Genomic DNA, 15,292 nt, shown 5'->3' with positions numbered 1-15,292 from the left:
TTCATGGGCTATGCGCTGCTGCTCAAGCGCTATGTCGACGACCCGCGGCAGGCCACGCCCGAGCAGATCTCCAAGGCGTCGTGGGACCTGGTGCCGCCGGTGTTCTCGCTCTACTGGGCGTTCCGCATCATGGTCGGGCTCGGCATGTTCTTCATCCTGCTGACCGCCACCTTCTTCGTGCTCTCGGCCCGCCGCCGGCTGGACGCCCATCCGTGGCTGCTGAAGGTCGCGGTGTTCTCCATCCCGCTGCCCTGGGTCGCAGCCGAGATGGGCTGGATCGTGGCCGAGGTCGGCCGCCAGCCCTGGGTGATCGAGGGCGTGTTGCCGACGGCGGTGGCGGTGTCGAACATCGGCGCGCCGACGCTGCTGATCACGATCCTCGGCTTCGTGGCGATCTACACCACGCTGTTCCTGATCGAGATGAAGCTGATGCTCAAGGCGATCCGCAAGGGGCCGCAGGAGCATCCCATGCCGCCGCCCTCCGCCTACCGTGCCGAAGCGGGCAAGCTGCCGCGCGGCTCGCTGGCCGCCGGCGACTGAACCTGGAGCAACGAACATGATCCTGCACACTCTTCTTTCCTACGAAGTCCTGCGCCTCATCTGGTGGCTGTTGCTCGGCGTGCTGCTGATCGGCTTCGCGGTCACCGACGGCTTCGACCTCGGCGTCGGCATGCTGCTGCCCTTCGCGGGCCGCGAAGAGCTCGAGCGGCGCGTCATCATCAACAGCATCGGGCCGGTCTGGGAGGGCAACCAGGTCTGGCTGATCCTCGGCGGCGGGGCGATCTTCGCGGCCTGGCCCCAGCTCTACGCGGTGTCCTTCTCGGGCTTCTACCTGGCGATGTTCGCGATCCTGGTCGCGCTGATCATGCGGCCGGTGGCCTTCAAGTTCCGCAGCAAGCGCGACGACCCGCGCTGGCGCGCGCGCTGGGACCTGGCGCTCTTCATCGGCGGCTTCGTGCCGGCGCTGATCTTCGGCGTCGCGATGGGCAACGTGCTGCGCGGCGTGCCGTTCCGCTTCGACAGCGACATGCACATCTTCTACGACGGCTCCTTCTTCGGCCTGCTCAATCCGTTCGCGCTGGTGTGCGGGCTGGTCTCGGTCGCGATGCTCGTGATGCACGGCGGCGCCTGGCTGGTGCTCAAGACCGAGGGCGCCGTGGCCGAGCGTGCGCGGCGCTACGGCAGCGTGGCGGCGGTCGCGACCGTGGTCCTGTTTGCACTGGCCGGGGTGCTGTTGTGGTACTTCGTTGATGGTTTCCGCGTCACCAGCGCGCTGCCTGCGGACGGGCCATCGAACCCGATGCTCAAGACGGTCGAGGTCCATTCGAGCGCCTGGTTCACCAACTACGCCGCGCGTCCCTGGCTCTATGCCGTGCCGGCGCTGGGTCTCGGCGGTGCCCTGCTGGCGCTGGCCGGCCTGCAGCTGCGGCGCGAGCTGCTGGCGCTGCTGGCGAGCGCACTGTCGATCGCCTGCATCATCCTGAGCGTGGGCGTCTCGATGTTCCCGTTCATCCTGCCGTCGTCGATCGATCCGCGCGCCAGCCTCACGGTGTTCGATTCGTCCTCGAGCCACCTGACGCTGTTCATCATGCTGGTGGTGACCGGCATCTTCATTCCGATCATCGTGGCCTACACGAGCTGGGTCTACGCCGTGCTGCGCGGCAAGGTGGACGCCGAGGCGATCCGCGAAGACCGCGGCCACGCCTACTGATCAACGAAACAAGGGAATCCGACCATGTGGTACTTCGCCTGGATCCTGGGACTGCCGCTCGCCGCGACCTTCGCGGTGCTGAATGCGATGTGGTACGAGCTGATGGACGACGAGGCCATCCGGCACGACAAGCTGGATAGGCCTTAGCTCGCCCCCAGGTTGCCCGGCACTTCGTGTCCGGGCGCCCACCCCCTGCCGGGGGCAACACCGGCGGACTGGCGAAGCCAGATCCGCGGTGTTCCACCAACGGGCCTGGCTGCGCCGGCCGGGCTATTCCTTAGGGGCTGGGCGGGGCTTGGCGGCGCCGGTGAGGCGGTCCTTGAGGCCGAGCACCTTGGTCACGGTGGCGCCCATGCCCATCAGTTGCATGGCGGTCTCGGGCGCCAGGCGCTGCACGTCGTCGAACCAGGTCATGAGCCGGTCGATCAGGTCGTGCATCTCGCGCATGCGCTGCTGGGCGTGGCGCTCGGCCTCGCTCTGCGGTTCCTCGAGCAGTGCCATGCGCAGCATCGACAGCGTCGGCTCGACCTCGCGCCGGCGCCGCTCCTCGGCCAGCACCCGGAAGATCTCCCAGACGTCGGCCGGCGCCTCGAAATACTCGCGCCGGTCGCCCGGATGATGGCGCAGCCGCACCAGCCGCCAGGACTGCAGCTCCTTCAGGCCGGTGCTCACGTTGGAGCGCGAGAACTCCAGCAGCTCGGCGATCTCGTCGGCGTTGAGCGCGCGCTCGGAAAGAAAGATCAGCGCATAGATCTGGCCGACCGTGCGATTGATCCCCCATTTGCTGCCCATCTCGCCGAAGTGGGCGACAAACTGGCGGTTCAGGGGCGGCAGGGAAGCAGTGGGCATCGATCGATTTTCGACCGAATTTGCTGAAGCTTCAAGAAAGACTGAAAACATGGCTCGCCCCTCACACAGCGTAGGGGTCGAGTGGCCGGCGTAGCCAGGCCCGTTGTTGAAACACCGCGGAACCGGCTTCGCCGGGCCGCTGGTGTTGCCCCCGGCAGGGGGTGGGCGGGCTACACGAAGTGAGCCCAACCTGGGGGGGAGCAACCGCGCCACCGCGGAACCGGCTTTGCCGGGCCGCTGGTGTTGCCCCCGGTAGGGGGTGGGCGGGCTACACGCAGTGAGCCCGACCTGGGGGCGAGCCTATCCCCACGGCGTGGGCATAGGTACTTCGCAGGCCGGCTCGACGTCGACGCTCTTGAAATCGGCCGGCGACACGATCTCCAGGTATTCCATGTCGGGCGAATAGTCGAACAGGTAGTGCCGGATGCCCGGGCGCTGGTGCACCACGTCGCCGGCTTCCACCAGCGTCTCCTTGTCCTCGTACATGAAGCGGGCCCATCCCTTCACCATGATCACGATCTGGAAGTCCGCCTCGTGCCGGTGCCAGCCGGTGCCCGTTTCCGGTGCCATGTTGGCCTTGACCAGGTGCGCGATCACCTTGCCGTTCGTGGCCTCGGCGATGCCGAGGTCGCGGTACAGGAAGAAGTCGCGCAAGCCGCCCGAGACGTACTCGGTGTCGCCAGGCTTCACGTGGGAAAACGTCGTGTCGGTACGGTCCAGCATGGGCGCTCCTTCGAAGGGTGATATTGCGCCGCAACATGCATAAACCGTTCCCGCGCGTGGCTTGACAAGGCCGTGCCGCGACTTGAAACTCAACCATATGGTTCACTCTGATGCCGACTCCCTCGATGCCGTGTTTGCCGCGCTTTCGGATGCGACGCGCCGCTCGGTGCTCGAGCGGCTCGGCGAGGGTCGGGAGCTCACGGTGAGCGAGTTGGCGCAGCCGCATGGCATGTCGCTGACCGGCTTCATGAAGCATCTGCGGGTGCTCGAAAACGCCGGCCTGGTGTCGCGCACGAAGGAGGGCCGCATCGTGCGTTGCGCGCTCTCGCCCGAGCCCATGCAGGAGGCCGCCGTGTGGTTGTCCCGTTACGAGAAATTCTGGGCCGGTCGCCTCGACGCGCTGGCGCGCTTCCTTTACCACCAGGAGGAGACCGAATGGAAAGCCCGGCCACCCGTGACCACGAACGCCCCTCGCTCACCCTCCGAAGGCGCTTCGACGCCGCCCCCGCCAAAGTCTGGCGGGCGTGGACCGAGCCGCAAGCGCTGAAGCAGTGGTTCGGCCCGGCCGAGATCGCCTCGGTGCCGGTGGCCGAGATCGACCTGCACCCGGGCGGGCGTTTCCGCGTCGTCATGCGGGCCGGCAGGATGCTGATGGCGCCGGCCGCGTCGACACCGGCGCAGGGGGAGGCGAGATTGTTGGGATAATCCCCGCATGAGCGGCAACACCTTCGGCACCCTTTTCGCGGTCACCAACTTCGGCGAATCCCACGGCCCCGCAATCGGCTGCGTCATCGACGGTTGCCCGCCCGGCATGGCGCTCAGCGAGGCCGACATCCAGGGCGATCTCGACCGGCGCCGCCCGGGCACCAGCCGCCACGTGACGCAGCGCAACGAACCCGACGTGGTCCAGATCCTCAGCGGCGTGTACGAAGGCAAGACCACCGGCACCCCGATCGCGCTGCTGATCCAGAACACCGACCAGCGCAGCAAGGACTACGGCCAGATCGCGCAGCAGTTCCGTCCCGGCCACGCCGACTTCACCTACTGGAAGAAATACGGCATCCGCGACCCGCGCGGCGGCGGCCGCTCCTCGGCCCGCCTCACCGCACCGATGGTCGCGGCCGGTGCGGTGGCCAAGAAGTGGCTGTTCGAGAAGTACGGCACCCGGTTCCGCGGCTGCATGGCGCAGATCGGCGACATCGTGATTCCCTTCGAGAGCTGGGAGCATGTGCCGAGCAATCCCTTCTTCGCGCCGGTGGCCGATGTGTCGCAGATCGAGGCCTACATGGACGCGCTGCGCAAGGCCGGCGACTCCTGCGGCGCCCGCATCCGCGTCACGGCCTCGAGGGTGCCGGTGGGCCTCGGCGAGCCGCTGTTCGACAAGATGGACGCCGACATCGCCTGGGCCATGATGGGCATCAACGCGGTCAAGGGCGTCGAGATCGGCGCCGGCTTCGCCAGCGTCACGCAGCGCGGCACCACGCACGGCGACTCGATCACGCCCGAGGGCTTCGAGAGCAACAACGCGGGCGGCGTGCTGGGCGGCATCAGTACCGGGCAGGACCTCGAGGTCAGCATCGCGATCAAGCCGACCAGCTCGATCATCAGCCCGCGTCAATCCATCGACGTCAACAACCAGCCGGTCGAGGTCGTCACCAAGGGCCGGCACGACCCCTGCGTCGGCATCCGGGCCACGCCGATCGCCGAGGCGATGCTGGCGCTGGTCGTGATGGAGCACGCGCTGCGCCACCGTGCGCAGTGCGGCGACGTGAATGCGCCCGAGGGCCTGCCGTCCAGCGGCCAGGATCATCCGTCGCCACAGGCGTCCTTCCTCTAGTGTCCGCGCCGCCCGCCGCGGGGGGGCGCGGCCACCTGCTGGCCTTCGCGGCGCTGTCGGCGAGCTACTTCGCCCACATCGGCTTCTTCAACCCGTACCTGCCGCTGTGGCTCAAGGAACTCGGGCTGCCGATCTTCGTCATCAGCCTGCTGACGTCCGTGCAGTCGGTCACGCGCGTCTTCGCGCCCTATGCATGGGGCGCGCTGAGCGACCACACCGGCCAGCGCGTGAAGCTGCTGCGCTTCAGCGCCGCGGTGGCGCTGGTCTCCTCGTTCGGCCTGTGGTGGAACGGCGGACCCTGGTGGCTGATGCTGGTGCTGCTCGTGATGTTCACGCACACCAGTTCGATGATGTCGCTGACCGAGGCGGCCATGGCGCATCTGGTGGCCGGCGACTGGGGCCGCTACGGCCGCATCCGGCTGTGGGGTTCGGCGGGCTTCCTGGTCACCGTGTTCTTCGCCGGCGAATGGTTCGAGCGCTTCGGCATGCGGCACTTTCCGGCCTGGGCCGGCGGCACGCTGGCGATCGTGCTGATCGCGACGCTGCGGCTGCCCGACGTGCGCGAGCCGGTCTCGCACCACGCGCAGCCGAAGGAGCCGGTCGGCCCGGTGCTGCGCAATCCCGCGGTGCGCTGGTTCTTCGTCTCGCTGTTCTTCCAGGTGATGGCGCATTTCGCGGTCTACGGCTTCCTCTCGCTGTACCTCGACTCGCTGGGCTACGGCAAGGGCACGATCGGTCTCTTGTGGGCGCTGTCGGTGGTGGCCGAGATCGTCTGGTTCTTCCTGCAGGGGCGGCTGCTCGGGCTGCTGTCGATGCCGCGCTGGCTCCACTTGTGCGGCATCGCGGCGGTGCTGCGCATGGGCATCACGGCCGGCTGCGGCCAGTGGGTCTGGGCCCTGGTCGTCGCGCAGGCGCTGCACGCGCTGTCGTTCGCGGCCCATCACACCGCCTGCATCGCGATGGTGTCGCGCCATTTCCCGGGGCGGCTGCGCGGGCGCGGGCAGGCGCTCTTCACCGTCACCGGCTATGGCCTCGGCGGTGTGATCGGCGTGCTCGCCGGCGGCGCGATCGCGCAGCACTTCGGCTATGTTGCGATGTTCGGCGTGGCGACCGTGGTGGCGGCGATCGCGAGCGCCTGCGCGTGGCAGGCGCAGCGGCTGGAGGCCCCAGCTTGACATCGGAGGCGCTGCAGCCAAAGTAAGGATTCCTTACTTGAGGAATTTTCCATGCTCGCCCCGAGGACTCGGGCCCTGCGCGTCGAGCAGCGCCGCAGGCGCGTCGGGGGTGTTCAAATGATCGGCCGCAGCGAGTCCGCCACCTCGCGCAGTACCGGCAGCAGCTTGCCGACCATCTGATCGTCAGGGTACATCTGCCGCTGCACGGTCACGCTCAGCGCGTACTGGCACTGGCCCTTGCGGTCCTTCAGCGGCAGGGCGAGGCCGCAGAGCCCGAAGTTGAGGTACTGGTCGGCATGCCAGTAGCCGAGCCGGCGGGCCGTCAGCACTTTCTCGCGGAAGGCGACCGGATCGACCACCGTGAAGCCGGTGAAGCTCGCGAAGTCGTGCGCCGCGAGCCAGGCGTCCAGCCGGGCATCGTCGTAGGTCGACAGGATCGCCAGACCCTGCGACACCACGTGCGCCGGCACCCGCGCGCCCGGGTGGAAGCCGATCGACACCACCCGCGGCGAGTTGCTGCGCGACAGGTACACCACCTCGTGCCCGTCCAGCGTGCCGACGTTCAAGGTCTCGCCGCACTGCATCGAGGCCCGCTGGATGAAGGGCTGGGCGATGCGCGGCACCCGCGCGCCCTCCATGAAGGCCTGGCCGAGCCGCAGCACGCGCGGCAGCAGCCAGTAGTACTTGCCGTCGGTGGCGGCGTAGCCGTAGTGCACCAGGCTCAGCAGGTAGCGGCGCGCCGCGGTGCGGGTCAGTGCAGCGCGCTCGCCGGCTTCGGTGGCCGTCAGGCGAGGGCGGTCGTCCGTGAAGGCCTCGATCACGCGCAGGCCCTTTCCGAGGCCTTCGATGAGGAGCTTGCGGTCGATCGGAACAGGGGCGGTGTCAGGCGGCATTGGCTGGGGAAAACCCGGTTTTCGTGCGAAGAATGATCGGATGCGATCAATGATCGCTCGCGACGTGCGTCTGCGGCGTTGTGGAGAACCCTGAGGCGGCTCACAGTTGCGGCCTGCACCTCACCACTGCTGAACCTTACCCACAGGAGACACAAATGAGCAATCCCAAGGACCACGAGCCGCAAGGCAGGCACCAGTCGAGAAAGGCCGCGGCCAGCGGCTGGATCGGCTCGGCGCTGGAGTACTACGACTTCTTCATCTACGCGACGGCAGCGTCGCTGATCTTCCCGCAGATCTTCTTCCCCGCCGGCAATCCGCGGATGGCGATCATCGCCTCGCTGGCGACCTATGGCGTGGGCTACGTGGCGCGGCCGATCGGCGCCTTCGTGCTCGGCCATTGGGGCGACACGCGCGGCCGCAAGAACGTGCTGCTGATGTGCATGTTCCTGATGGGCTTCTCGACCATCGCGGTCGGGCTGCTGCCGACCTACAGCCAGGTCGGCCTGCTGGCGCCGGCGCTGCTGGTGGTGCTGCGCCTGATCCAGGGCTTCGCGGTCGCTGGCGAGATCGCCGGCGCCAGCTCGATGATCCTCGAGCACGCGCCCTTCGGCCGCCGCGGCTTCTTTGCCAGCTTCAGCCTGCAGGGCGTGCAGGCCGGCCAGATCATGGCCGCCGCCGTGTTCCTTCCGCTCGCGCACTTCATGCCCGAAGACGCCTTCCTGTCGTGGGGCTGGCGCATCCCGTTCCTGCTGAGCTTCATCGTGATCGTGGCCGGCTACATCATCCGCCGCGAGGTCGACGAGACGCCCGCCTTCGCCGAGGTCGACCAGCAGCAGGCGCTGCCGAAGGCGCCGATCATCCAGGCCTTCACCAACAGCTGGCGCGACATGCTGCGCGTGGTCTGCGCGGCGCTGATGAACGTGATCCCGGTGGTGGCCACGGTGTTCGGTGCCGCCTACGCGGTGCAGCCGGCCTACGGCATCGGCTTCCAGAAGGACGTCTACCTGTGGATTCCGGTGCTCGGCAACATCCTGGCCGTGGTCGTGATTCCCTTCGTCGGCAACCTGTCGGACAAGGTCGGGCGCAAGCCGCCGATCGTGATCGGTGCGCTCGGCGCCGGCTTGTTGTCCTTCGGCTACCTCTACGCGATCAGCATCCACAACGTGCCGCTCGCGATCGGCATGTCGCTGCTGATGTGGGGCGTGGTCTACCAGGGCTACAACGCGGTCTTCCCGAGCTTCTACCCGGAGCTGTTCCCGACCCGCACGCGCTGCTCGGCCATGGCCATCTCGCAAAACGTCGGCACCACCATCACGGCGCTGCTGCCGGCGCTGTTCGTCGCCGTGGCGCCTCCCGGCTCGGCCAACATCCCGCTGACCATCGGCGCGCTGACCTTCGGCATCACGGTCATTTCGGCGCTGGCGGTGCTGAGCGCGCGGGAGACCTACCGGATCCACATGAACGACCTGGGCAATCCCGATGCCGTGCCGGTCCCGAAGCCCGACTACGAGCGGATGCGCGCCAAGACGCTGGCGGATGCGAAGATCGCGAGGGCGGTTGCCTGAATCGCGCGATAGTCGAGTCATCCGAAGCGAGGATCCAGAGCCATGTTCCCTTCCATCGTCGGCAGCACTTCCGTCTACCTGCTCCCCGGAGACCCGGTCACGAACGTGCGGCTGCCCCGCATGTTCAATGCGGCGTTCGAGCGTTTCGGCATCGATGCCGTGATGGTTCCGGTGCAGGTGGCCAAGCGCGACTTCGCGGTGTTCGTCAAGGCCGCGTTCCTCGCCAAGAACGTGCGCGGCATGGCGATCGCGCCGCCGCACAAGCCGCTGCTGGTCGACCTGCTCGACGGCTGCGGCCTGTTCGGCCGCGTGGCAGGCTCGGTCAACGTGGTGCGCCGCATCGACAACGGCGAGCTCGAGGGCGACCTGTTTGACGGCGAGGGCCTGCTGGGCGCGCTCGACCGCTGCAACATCCCGTACCGTGGCAAGCGGGTGCTGATCCTCGGCGCCGGCGTCAGCGCGGCGGCGATCGGCGTCGCGCTGGCCGAAGGCGGCACGGTCAACGGCGCCGAGCACATCGCCTTCCACGACATCGTGGCCGGCAAGGCGGCCGGCGTCGCGGCCCAGCTCGACGCTTTCTTCGACGCCACCACGGTCGCGGTCGACAGCAGCGACCCGGCCGGCTACGACCTGGTGATCAACGCCACCTCGCTCGGGCTGAAGCCCGACGATGCGCTGCCGCTCGACGTGGCGCGCATGGAACCGCACGCGGCGCTGTTCGACATCCTGCTGCGCAACCAGCCGACGCCGCTGGTGCGCGCCGCGCGCGCGCGCGGCCTCCATGCGCAGGCCGGTTTCGAGATGCTGGTGCAGCAGATGCCGCACTACTTCGATTTCTTCGGCCACCGCGATGCCGCCGACGCGCTGCGCAAGGACGCCGATTTCCTGCGCGAGCTGATCTACCCCGAGGCGATGGCCGACGAGATCCGCAATCCCTTGCGCTACCAGTCCGCGAGCGTGGCCTGAGCGCCGGCTCTTTCATTCCTCACTTTCGGACTTCCCATGGCCATCGCCCTCGACCGCTTCGGCTTCAACACCGTCACCATGGGCGGCGAACTCGGCCACAAGCTCGAGTGCATGAAGGCGGCCGGCTTCGCGGGCGTGGAGCTGTGGGCGCGCGACCTGATCAACCATCCGGCCGGCGTCGACAAGGCGGCGCACCTGGTCAGGCACAGCGGCCTCAAGGTCACGGACTTCCAGCCGCTGCGCGACTTCGAATGCGCGCCCGACGCCATGCGCCCGCACCGGCTCGAGATGGCGCGCGAGCAACTGCGCCAGATGGCGCTGGTCGGCAGCGACCTGCTGCTGTGCTGCTCGACCACCTCGCCGCTCGCGATCGACGATCCCGAGCGCGCCGCCGAGGACCTGCGCACGCTCGCCACGCTGGCCACCCCGATGGGCATCCGCATCTGCTACGAGGCGCTCTCCTGGGGGCGCCATGTGAACCGCTGGCACCAGGCCTGGGACATCGTGCGCCGCTGCGACCGCGAGAATGTCGGCCTCAACCTCGACTTCTTTCACATGTCGGTGCATGGCGACGACACCCCCGAGACCCTGGCGCAACTCGCCGAGGTGCCGATCGAGAAGATATTCCTCGTGCAGCTGGCCGACTACTTCTTCGAGTACAGCGACCGCCAGGCCGACATGATCGAGCTGGCGCGCCACCAGCGCCTGTTCCCGGGCGAAGGCCTGCACGACGTGCGCGACCTCGTGCAACTGCTCGAGGACAAGGGCTACCGCGGCCACTACACCTTCGAGGTGTTCAACGACGACTACGTCAATTCCGACCCGATGGTGGTCGGCGAGCGCGCGATGAAGAGCGCGCGCTGGATCAGCGAATCGCATGTGGCCGGCATCCCGCCGGCCCTTCCAAGGACAACCTCCCCATGATTTCCGGCAAGACCACCCTGATCGCCCACCTGGGCTACCCGACCGAGAGCTTCAAGGCTCCGATGATCTACAACCCCTGGTTCGACCAGCAAGGCATCGACGCCGTCGTGATGCCGATGGGCGTCCAGGCCGGGGACTACGCGGGCGTGCTGGCCTCGCTGTTCAAGCTGACGAACATCCGCGGTGCCCTGGTCACCATGCCGCACAAGATCACGACCCTGTCGCTGGTCGATGAGGCGACGCCGACCGCGAAGATCGCCGGCGCCTGCAATGCGATCCTCAAGCGCCCCGACGGCACGCTGCTGGGCGACCAGTTCGACGGCGCCGGCTTCGTGCGCGGCGTGCAGCGCAAGGGCCGTGCGCTCGAAGGCGCGCGGGTGCTGGTGTCGGGCAGCGGCGGCGTCGGTTCCGCGATCGCGGCCTCGCTGGCCGCGGCCGGCGTGGCCGAGATGACGCTCTACGACACCAGCGCTGCATCGTCGGAGGCGCTCGCGGGGCGCCTGCGCGCGCACTATCCCCGGCTCGCCGTGGCCACCGGCTCCAACGACCCGGCCGGCCACGACCTGGTGGTCAATGCGACGCCGCTCGGCATGAAGGAGGGCGATCCGCTGCCCTTCGACGTCGAGCGCATCGCGCCGTCCACCTTCGTCGGCGAGGTGGTGATGAAGAGCGAATACACGCCGCTGCTGCGCGCAGTGCGCGACAAGGGCTGCGCGGTGCAGGTCGGCACCGACATGCTGTTCGAGATGATCCCGGCCTATCTGGAGTTCTTCGGTTTCGGCACCGCCACGCCGGAGGACCTGCGGGCCGTGGCGACGCTGGCCTACTGATCGAACCCTCCTCATGAGCCTCTTCGAAGGATTCCTCACCAACCCGGGCGCGCCCCAGTGAGCGGGGTTGCCGCGCGCCGCGGCATCTCGTTCGTGCTGCTGCTGCCCTTGCTGCTGGCCGCGCAGCCGGTCGCCACCGACAGCTATCTGCCGGCACTGCCGGCCATCGCGCGCGAACTGGGGTCGGCCAGCGCCAGCCTCACGGTGTTCGTGCTCGCCTTTGGCCTGGGGCAACTGCCGTGCGGTCCGCTGTCGGACCGTTTCGGGCGCCGCCCCGTGCTGCTGACCGGCCTTGCCTGCTATGCGCTGGCCGCCCTGGGCTGTGCGCTCGCGAGCGGCATCCCGATGCTGGTGGCCTGCCGGGCGCTGCAGGGGTTCTCGATGGCCGCCATCCTGGTCTGTGCCCGGGCCGCGGTGCGCGATCTCTATCCCGCGCACGAAGGCCCGCACGTCATGGCGCGCGGCCTGACCGGGCTCGGCGTGGTGGGGTTGCTCGCACCCGTGCTGGGCGCCTACGCGGTGCAGTCGGCGGGCTGGCGCTGGGTGCTGGCCGGGATGGCTGCCTACGCGCTGGTGCTGTGGCTGCTGTGCCTGCGCGGCTTCGATGAAACCCGGGTGCGCGCGTCCGACCCGGCGGCGCCGGCAGGCAGTGTGCGCGAGGTCTTCGCGAGCCGCAGTTTCAGGGCCTGGGCCTCTCTGGCCGCCGCCACCTATGGCGGGCTGTTCTGCTTCCTGCTGCTGTCGCCGATGGTCTACATCAGCTATCTCGGGCTCTCGCCGGCCTGGTACGGCTGGATTCCGGCCGGTGGCTCGCTGGTCTACATCTTCAGCACCACGCTGTGCCGCCGCCTGCTCAAGCGCAGGGGTGCGGTGCGCGCGGTGCAGCTCGGCTCGCAGCTGAGCCTGGCCGGGCCGCTGGTGCAGGCGCTGGGTTGCTGGCTGGCGCCGATGTCGGCCTGGCCGCTGCTGCTGGGCCATGCGATCTATTGCGTCGGCCATGGCATCCATCAACCCTGCGGCCAGGCCGGGGCGGTCGGCGACCTGCCGCATCTGGCCGGCCGCGCGGTGTCGTGGTCGGGTTTTGCGATGATGGCGGCCGCGTTCACCCTCGGGCAGATCGCGGCCGGTTTCGTCGACCCCGAATTCAGCCACGGCGCCTGGCCGATGGTGCTGCCGATGGCGGCGGCCGGCGTCGCGCTGGTGCTGATCGCGTTCGTCTGGCTGCCGCGCCTGCCGCCGTCCCATCCAAGAAAGGAAACACCATGACTCGGGGGGAATCGGGGCGGCGCGGTTGAAAGATGCGCTGCCGACCCCCATCATCCGGTGCTGCCTCATCCTTCGGACCCTCCACCATGACCTCCCGCCTCAAGATCGATTTCGTCTCCGACGTCACCTGCCCCTGGTGTGCCGTCGGCCTCGGCGCCCTCGAAGCCGCGCTGAAGAACGTGGCGCCCGACGTCACGGCCGAACTGCACTTCCAGCCCTTCGAGCTCAATCCGCAGATGCCGCCCGAAGGCCAGGACGCCTTCGAGCACCTGAACCAGAAGTACGGCTCGACCCGCGAGCAGCAGGCGCAGGCCCGCGCCGCAATCCGCGCGCGCGGTGCCGAGGTGGGATTCGGCTTCAGGGAAAACGGGCGCTCGCGCGTCTACAACACCTTCGATGCGCACCGGCTGCTGCACTGGGCCGAGTTGGAGGACCTGGCGAAGCAGGCGGCGCTCAAGAAGGCGCTGCTCAAGGCCTGCCACACGGACGGCGAGAATCCTTCCGATCCCGAGGTACTGGTGCGGCTGGCGACCGACTCCGGGCTCGATGCGCAGCGCGCGCGCGCCATCCTCGCGAGCGACGAATACGCCGCCGAAACCCGCGAACGCGAACGCATGTACACCGACGCGGGCATCCATTCGGTGCCGGCCATCATCATCGACAACAAGCACCTGATCTCGGGCGGCCAGCCGGTCGAGGTCTTCGAGCGTGCGCTGCGGCAGATCGCCGGTGCGGCGCCGGCTGCGACGTCCCTCGCTTGAGGCAGAAGTAAAGTACGTCAACCGCCGGGCGGGCCGGGCGGTTGAGGGGGACAGCCTCACCCACTCGAAGGCAAGGAGCCTGGATGACGACCCACCGATCCGCCGCCGCATCCGCGCTCCTGCTGGTGGGCGCCGTGTTGCTGGGTTCTTGCGCGGCACCGAAGGGCTGGGGTCCGCCGCCCAAGGTGTCTGCCCCCGATGAAGCCACGCAGCTGCGCTGGCTGGACCGCGTGAGCTGGGGTGCCACTGCAAGCAGCGCCCAGCAACTGGCGCACGAGGGCTTGCCCGCATGGCTGCAAAAGCAGCTGCATCCGCGGCCGGCGGTGCTGCCGGCCGAGGCGCAGGCTCGGATCGACGCCATGGCGATCTCCCATGCGCCGGTCGAGCAGCTGGCCGTGACGCTCGATGCGCAGCGGCGCGCCGCCGATGTCCTGGCTGACGAAGCGCAGAAGAAGGAAGCGCGAAAGGCCTACCAGCAGCAGCTCACGCAGCTTGCGCAGGAGGCGCGCCAGCGCTTCGTGCTGCGTGCGCTCTATTCGCCGAACCAGCTGCAGGAGCAGATGACCTGGTTCTGGGTCAACCACTTCAACGTCGATGCGCGCAAGAACAACCTGCGCGCACTGATCGGCGATTACGAGGAGACGGCGATCCGGCCGCATGCGCTCGGCAAGTTCCGTGACCTGCTCGGCGCCACGCTGCGCCACCCTGCGATGCTGCGCTATCTGGACAATGCCCAGAACGCGGCCAACCGCATCAACGAGAACTATGCGCGCGAGCTGATGGAACTTCACACGCTGGGCGTCGGCAGCGGCTATTCGCAGGCCGACGTTCAGGAGCTCGCCCGGGTACTGACCGGCGTCGGCGTCCGGGTGCGCGCGCCCGATGCGCCGCCGCTCGCCGTCCGGCCGGCCTTGCGCGGCGACTACGTACAGCAGGGTCTGTTCGAGTTCAATCCGAACCGGCACGACTACGGTGCCAAGACCTTCCTGGGGCTGCCCATGACGCAGCACGGCCTGGCCGAGGTCGACGAGGCGCTCGACCGGCTGGCGCGTTCGCCCGCCACGGCACGCTTCATCTCGGGCAAGTTGGCGGTCTATTTCGTCGCCGACGAACCGTCGCCGGCGCTGGTGGCGCACATGGCCGACACCTTCGGCCGCACCGACGGCGATATCGCCGCGACGCTGCAGACGATGTTCGAATCGCCCGAGTTCTCGGCCTCGCTCGGCCACAAGTTCCGCGACCCGGTGCACTACGTGATCGCCGGCGTGCGGCTGGCCTACGACGTTCGCGTGGCCAGCAACGTGAATCCGATGCTCGGCTGGATGAATCGCATGGGCGAGACGCTCTATGGCCACGAGACGCCTGACGGCTATCCGCTGACGCAGGATGCCTGGGCCAGCGCGGGCCAGATGAGCACGCGCTTCGAGATCGCGCGCGCCATCGGCAGCAACGGCGCGGTGCTGTTCCGAACCGATGACGGCGCCGCCCTGGAGCAACCCGCGTTTCCGCAGTTGACCGATTCGCGCATCGTGCGCGCCAGCCTGCCGGGCTTCGGGGTCGACACGCGCGACGCATTGGCCCAGGCCAGGTCGCCGCAGGAATGGAACACTTTCCTGCTGGCTTCGCCCGAACTCATGCACCGTTGAAGAAGGACCGTCCATGCAGCGCCGTGACCTCGTCGGACTCCTGGCTGCCGCGCCGCTCGCCGGCGCGGCCGGCCGGCTGCTCGCCGCGCCGGCGGCCGGCGGCGCGAAGCTGCTGCTGGTGTTCCTGCGCGGTGCCTACGACTGCG

At 68.5% G+C, this 15,292-nt stretch carries 17 protein-coding genes; 14 read left to right on the top strand and 3 right to left on the bottom strand.

What is annotated here, in order from left to right:
• The 3 genes from AC1D2K_RS14200 to cydX form a co-directional block, all read left to right on the top strand.
• Nucleotides 1–540 (top strand): cytochrome ubiquinol oxidase subunit I (locus AC1D2K_RS14200; RefSeq protein ID WP_478089468.1); only part of this gene is annotated, 540 nt, incomplete at its 5' end.
• A 16-nt stretch (nt 541–556) separates the two neighbouring features.
• Nucleotides 557–1,711, top strand: a complete 1,155-nt coding sequence (cydB, locus tag AC1D2K_RS14195) for a cytochrome d ubiquinol oxidase subunit II (RefSeq protein ID WP_478089467.1) — start codon at nt 557–559, stop codon at nt 1,709–1,711.
• Nucleotides 1,712–1,735: 24 nt separating this feature from the next.
• Nucleotides 1,736–1,858 carry a cytochrome bd-I oxidase subunit CydX gene (gene cydX / locus AC1D2K_RS14190; protein WP_088956434.1) on the top strand — a complete coding sequence of 41 codons (123 nt, stop codon included), beginning with the start codon at nt 1,736–1,738 and terminating at the stop codon, nt 1,856–1,858.
• Nucleotides 1,859–1,981: 123 nt separating this feature from the next.
• Here the strand turns inward: cydX and AC1D2K_RS14185 are convergent, their stop codons facing one another.
• Nucleotides 1,982–2,560: a GbsR/MarR family transcriptional regulator gene (locus AC1D2K_RS14185; RefSeq protein ID WP_478089466.1), complete on the bottom strand. Its 579-nt coding sequence runs from the start codon at nt 2,558–2,560 to the stop codon at nt 1,982–1,984.
• 300 nt (nt 2,561–2,860) lie between these two features.
• A complete protein-coding gene (locus AC1D2K_RS14180) occupies nt 2,861–3,283 on the bottom strand; it encodes a cupin domain-containing protein (protein ID WP_478089465.1) in 423 nt (140 codons plus the stop codon).
• Between the two features lie 97 nt (nt 3,284–3,380).
• On the opposite strand from AC1D2K_RS14180, the gene AC1D2K_RS14175 reads away from it, so the two are divergent.
• Genes AC1D2K_RS14175 through AC1D2K_RS14160 form a run of 4 tightly spaced genes read left to right on the top strand, consistent with a single transcriptional unit; the run spans nt 3,381 to nt 6,295 of the window.
• A complete protein-coding gene (locus AC1D2K_RS14175) occupies nt 3,381–3,830 on the top strand; it encodes an ArsR/SmtB family transcription factor (RefSeq protein WP_478089469.1) in 450 nt (149 codons plus the stop codon).
• A complete protein-coding gene (locus tag AC1D2K_RS14170) occupies nt 3,719–3,988 on the top strand; it encodes an SRPBCC domain-containing protein (RefSeq protein ID WP_478089464.1) in 270 nt (89 codons plus the stop codon). Before AC1D2K_RS14175 ends, AC1D2K_RS14170 begins: the two co-directional genes overlap by 112 nt.
• A gap of 7 nt (nt 3,989–3,995) precedes the next feature.
• Entirely contained in the window at nt 3,996–5,120 is a 1,125-nt protein-coding gene (gene aroC, locus AC1D2K_RS14165) for a chorismate synthase (RefSeq protein WP_478089463.1), read from the top strand.
• Nucleotides 5,120–6,295, top strand: coding sequence for an MFS transporter (locus AC1D2K_RS14160; protein WP_478089462.1), 1,176 nt, complete (start codon nt 5,120–5,122; stop codon nt 6,293–6,295). The genes aroC and AC1D2K_RS14160 overlap by 1 nt, the downstream gene beginning before the upstream one ends.
• Before the next feature lie 113 nt (nt 6,296–6,408).
• Here AC1D2K_RS14160 and AC1D2K_RS14155 read toward each other — a convergent pair whose 3' ends face one another.
• Entirely contained in the window at nt 6,409–7,188 is a 780-nt protein-coding gene (locus AC1D2K_RS14155) for an IclR family transcriptional regulator domain-containing protein (RefSeq protein WP_478089461.1), read from the bottom strand.
• A 155-nt stretch (nt 7,189–7,343) separates the two neighbouring features.
• Between AC1D2K_RS14155 and AC1D2K_RS14150 the strand changes: the two genes are divergently transcribed.
• The 7 genes from AC1D2K_RS14150 to AC1D2K_RS14120 all read left to right on the top strand — a co-directional run bounded on the left by AC1D2K_RS14150 (nt 7,344) and on the right by AC1D2K_RS14120 (nt 15,146).
• Entirely contained in the window at nt 7,344–8,753 is a 1,410-nt protein-coding gene (locus tag AC1D2K_RS14150) for an MFS transporter (protein ID WP_478089460.1), read from the top strand.
• Nucleotides 8,754–8,795: 42 nt separating this feature from the next.
• Entirely contained in the window at nt 8,796–9,719 is a 924-nt protein-coding gene (locus AC1D2K_RS14145; protein ID WP_478089459.1) for a shikimate dehydrogenase family protein, read from the top strand.
• Between the two features lie 36 nt (nt 9,720–9,755).
• A complete protein-coding gene (locus tag AC1D2K_RS14140) occupies nt 9,756–10,643 on the top strand; it encodes a sugar phosphate isomerase/epimerase family protein (RefSeq protein ID WP_478089458.1) in 888 nt (295 codons plus the stop codon).
• The gene (locus AC1D2K_RS14135; RefSeq protein ID WP_478089457.1) at nt 10,640–11,473 is read left to right on the top strand and encodes a shikimate dehydrogenase family protein; all 834 of its coding nucleotides are present in this window, start codon (nt 10,640–10,642) and stop codon (nt 11,471–11,473) included. Before AC1D2K_RS14140 ends, AC1D2K_RS14135 begins: the two co-directional genes overlap by 4 nt.
• A 57-nt stretch (nt 11,474–11,530) precedes the next feature.
• Nucleotides 11,531–12,739: a multidrug effflux MFS transporter gene (locus tag AC1D2K_RS14130; protein WP_478089456.1), complete on the top strand. Its 1,209-nt coding sequence runs from the start codon at nt 11,531–11,533 to the stop codon at nt 12,737–12,739.
• An 86-nt stretch (nt 12,740–12,825) separates the two neighbouring features.
• Entirely contained in the window at nt 12,826–13,500 is a 675-nt protein-coding gene (locus tag AC1D2K_RS14125; RefSeq protein ID WP_478089455.1) for a DsbA family oxidoreductase, read from the top strand.
• Nucleotides 13,501–13,583: 83 nt separating this feature from the next.
• Nucleotides 13,584–15,146, top strand: coding sequence for a DUF1800 domain-containing protein (locus AC1D2K_RS14120; RefSeq protein WP_478089454.1), 1,563 nt, complete (start codon nt 13,584–13,586; stop codon nt 15,144–15,146).
• The last annotated feature ends 146 nt before the right edge of the window (nt 15,147–15,292 follow it).

Source organism: Variovorax sp. P1_H12_2 (genome assembly GCF_056405335.1).
Note: the sequence above shows the minus strand (reverse complement) of the source record. Positions and strands in the feature narration are given on the sequence as shown.

Excerpts from the sequence above, each read along its gene's own strand:
- AC1D2K_RS14125 (WP_478089455.1), top strand. The coding sequence starts at position 12,826 with ATGACCTCCCGCCTCAAGATCGATTTCGTCTCCGACGTCACCTGCCCC.
- AC1D2K_RS14135 (WP_478089457.1), top strand. The coding sequence starts at position 10,640 with ATGATTTCCGGCAAGACCACCCTGATCGCCCACCTGGGCTACCCGACC.
- AC1D2K_RS14120 (WP_478089454.1), top strand. The coding sequence starts at position 13,584 with ATGACGACCCACCGATCCGCCGCCGCATCCGCGCTCCTGCTGGTGGGC.
- AC1D2K_RS14185 (WP_478089466.1), bottom strand. The coding sequence starts at position 2,560 with ATGCCCACTGCTTCCCTGCCGCCCCTGAACCGCCAGTTTGTCGCCCAC.
- AC1D2K_RS14140 (WP_478089458.1), top strand. The coding sequence starts at position 9,756 with ATGGCCATCGCCCTCGACCGCTTCGGCTTCAACACCGTCACCATGGGC.
- AC1D2K_RS14155 (WP_478089461.1), bottom strand. The coding sequence starts at position 7,188 with ATGCCGCCTGACACCGCCCCTGTTCCGATCGACCGCAAGCTCCTCATC.
- AC1D2K_RS14180 (WP_478089465.1), bottom strand. The coding sequence starts at position 3,283 with ATGCTGGACCGTACCGACACGACGTTTTCCCACGTGAAGCCTGGCGAC.
- AC1D2K_RS14145 (WP_478089459.1), top strand. The coding sequence starts at position 8,796 with ATGTTCCCTTCCATCGTCGGCAGCACTTCCGTCTACCTGCTCCCCGGA.
- AC1D2K_RS14170 (WP_478089464.1), top strand. The coding sequence starts at position 3,719 with ATGGAAAGCCCGGCCACCCGTGACCACGAACGCCCCTCGCTCACCCTC.
- cydB (WP_478089467.1), top strand. The coding sequence starts at position 557 with ATGATCCTGCACACTCTTCTTTCCTACGAAGTCCTGCGCCTCATCTGG.
- aroC (WP_478089463.1), top strand. The coding sequence starts at position 3,996 with ATGAGCGGCAACACCTTCGGCACCCTTTTCGCGGTCACCAACTTCGGC.
- cydX (WP_088956434.1), top strand. The coding sequence starts at position 1,736 with ATGTGGTACTTCGCCTGGATCCTGGGACTGCCGCTCGCCGCGACCTTC.
- AC1D2K_RS14150 (WP_478089460.1), top strand. The coding sequence starts at position 7,344 with ATGAGCAATCCCAAGGACCACGAGCCGCAAGGCAGGCACCAGTCGAGA.
- AC1D2K_RS14175 (WP_478089469.1), top strand. The coding sequence starts at position 3,381 with ATGGTTCACTCTGATGCCGACTCCCTCGATGCCGTGTTTGCCGCGCTT.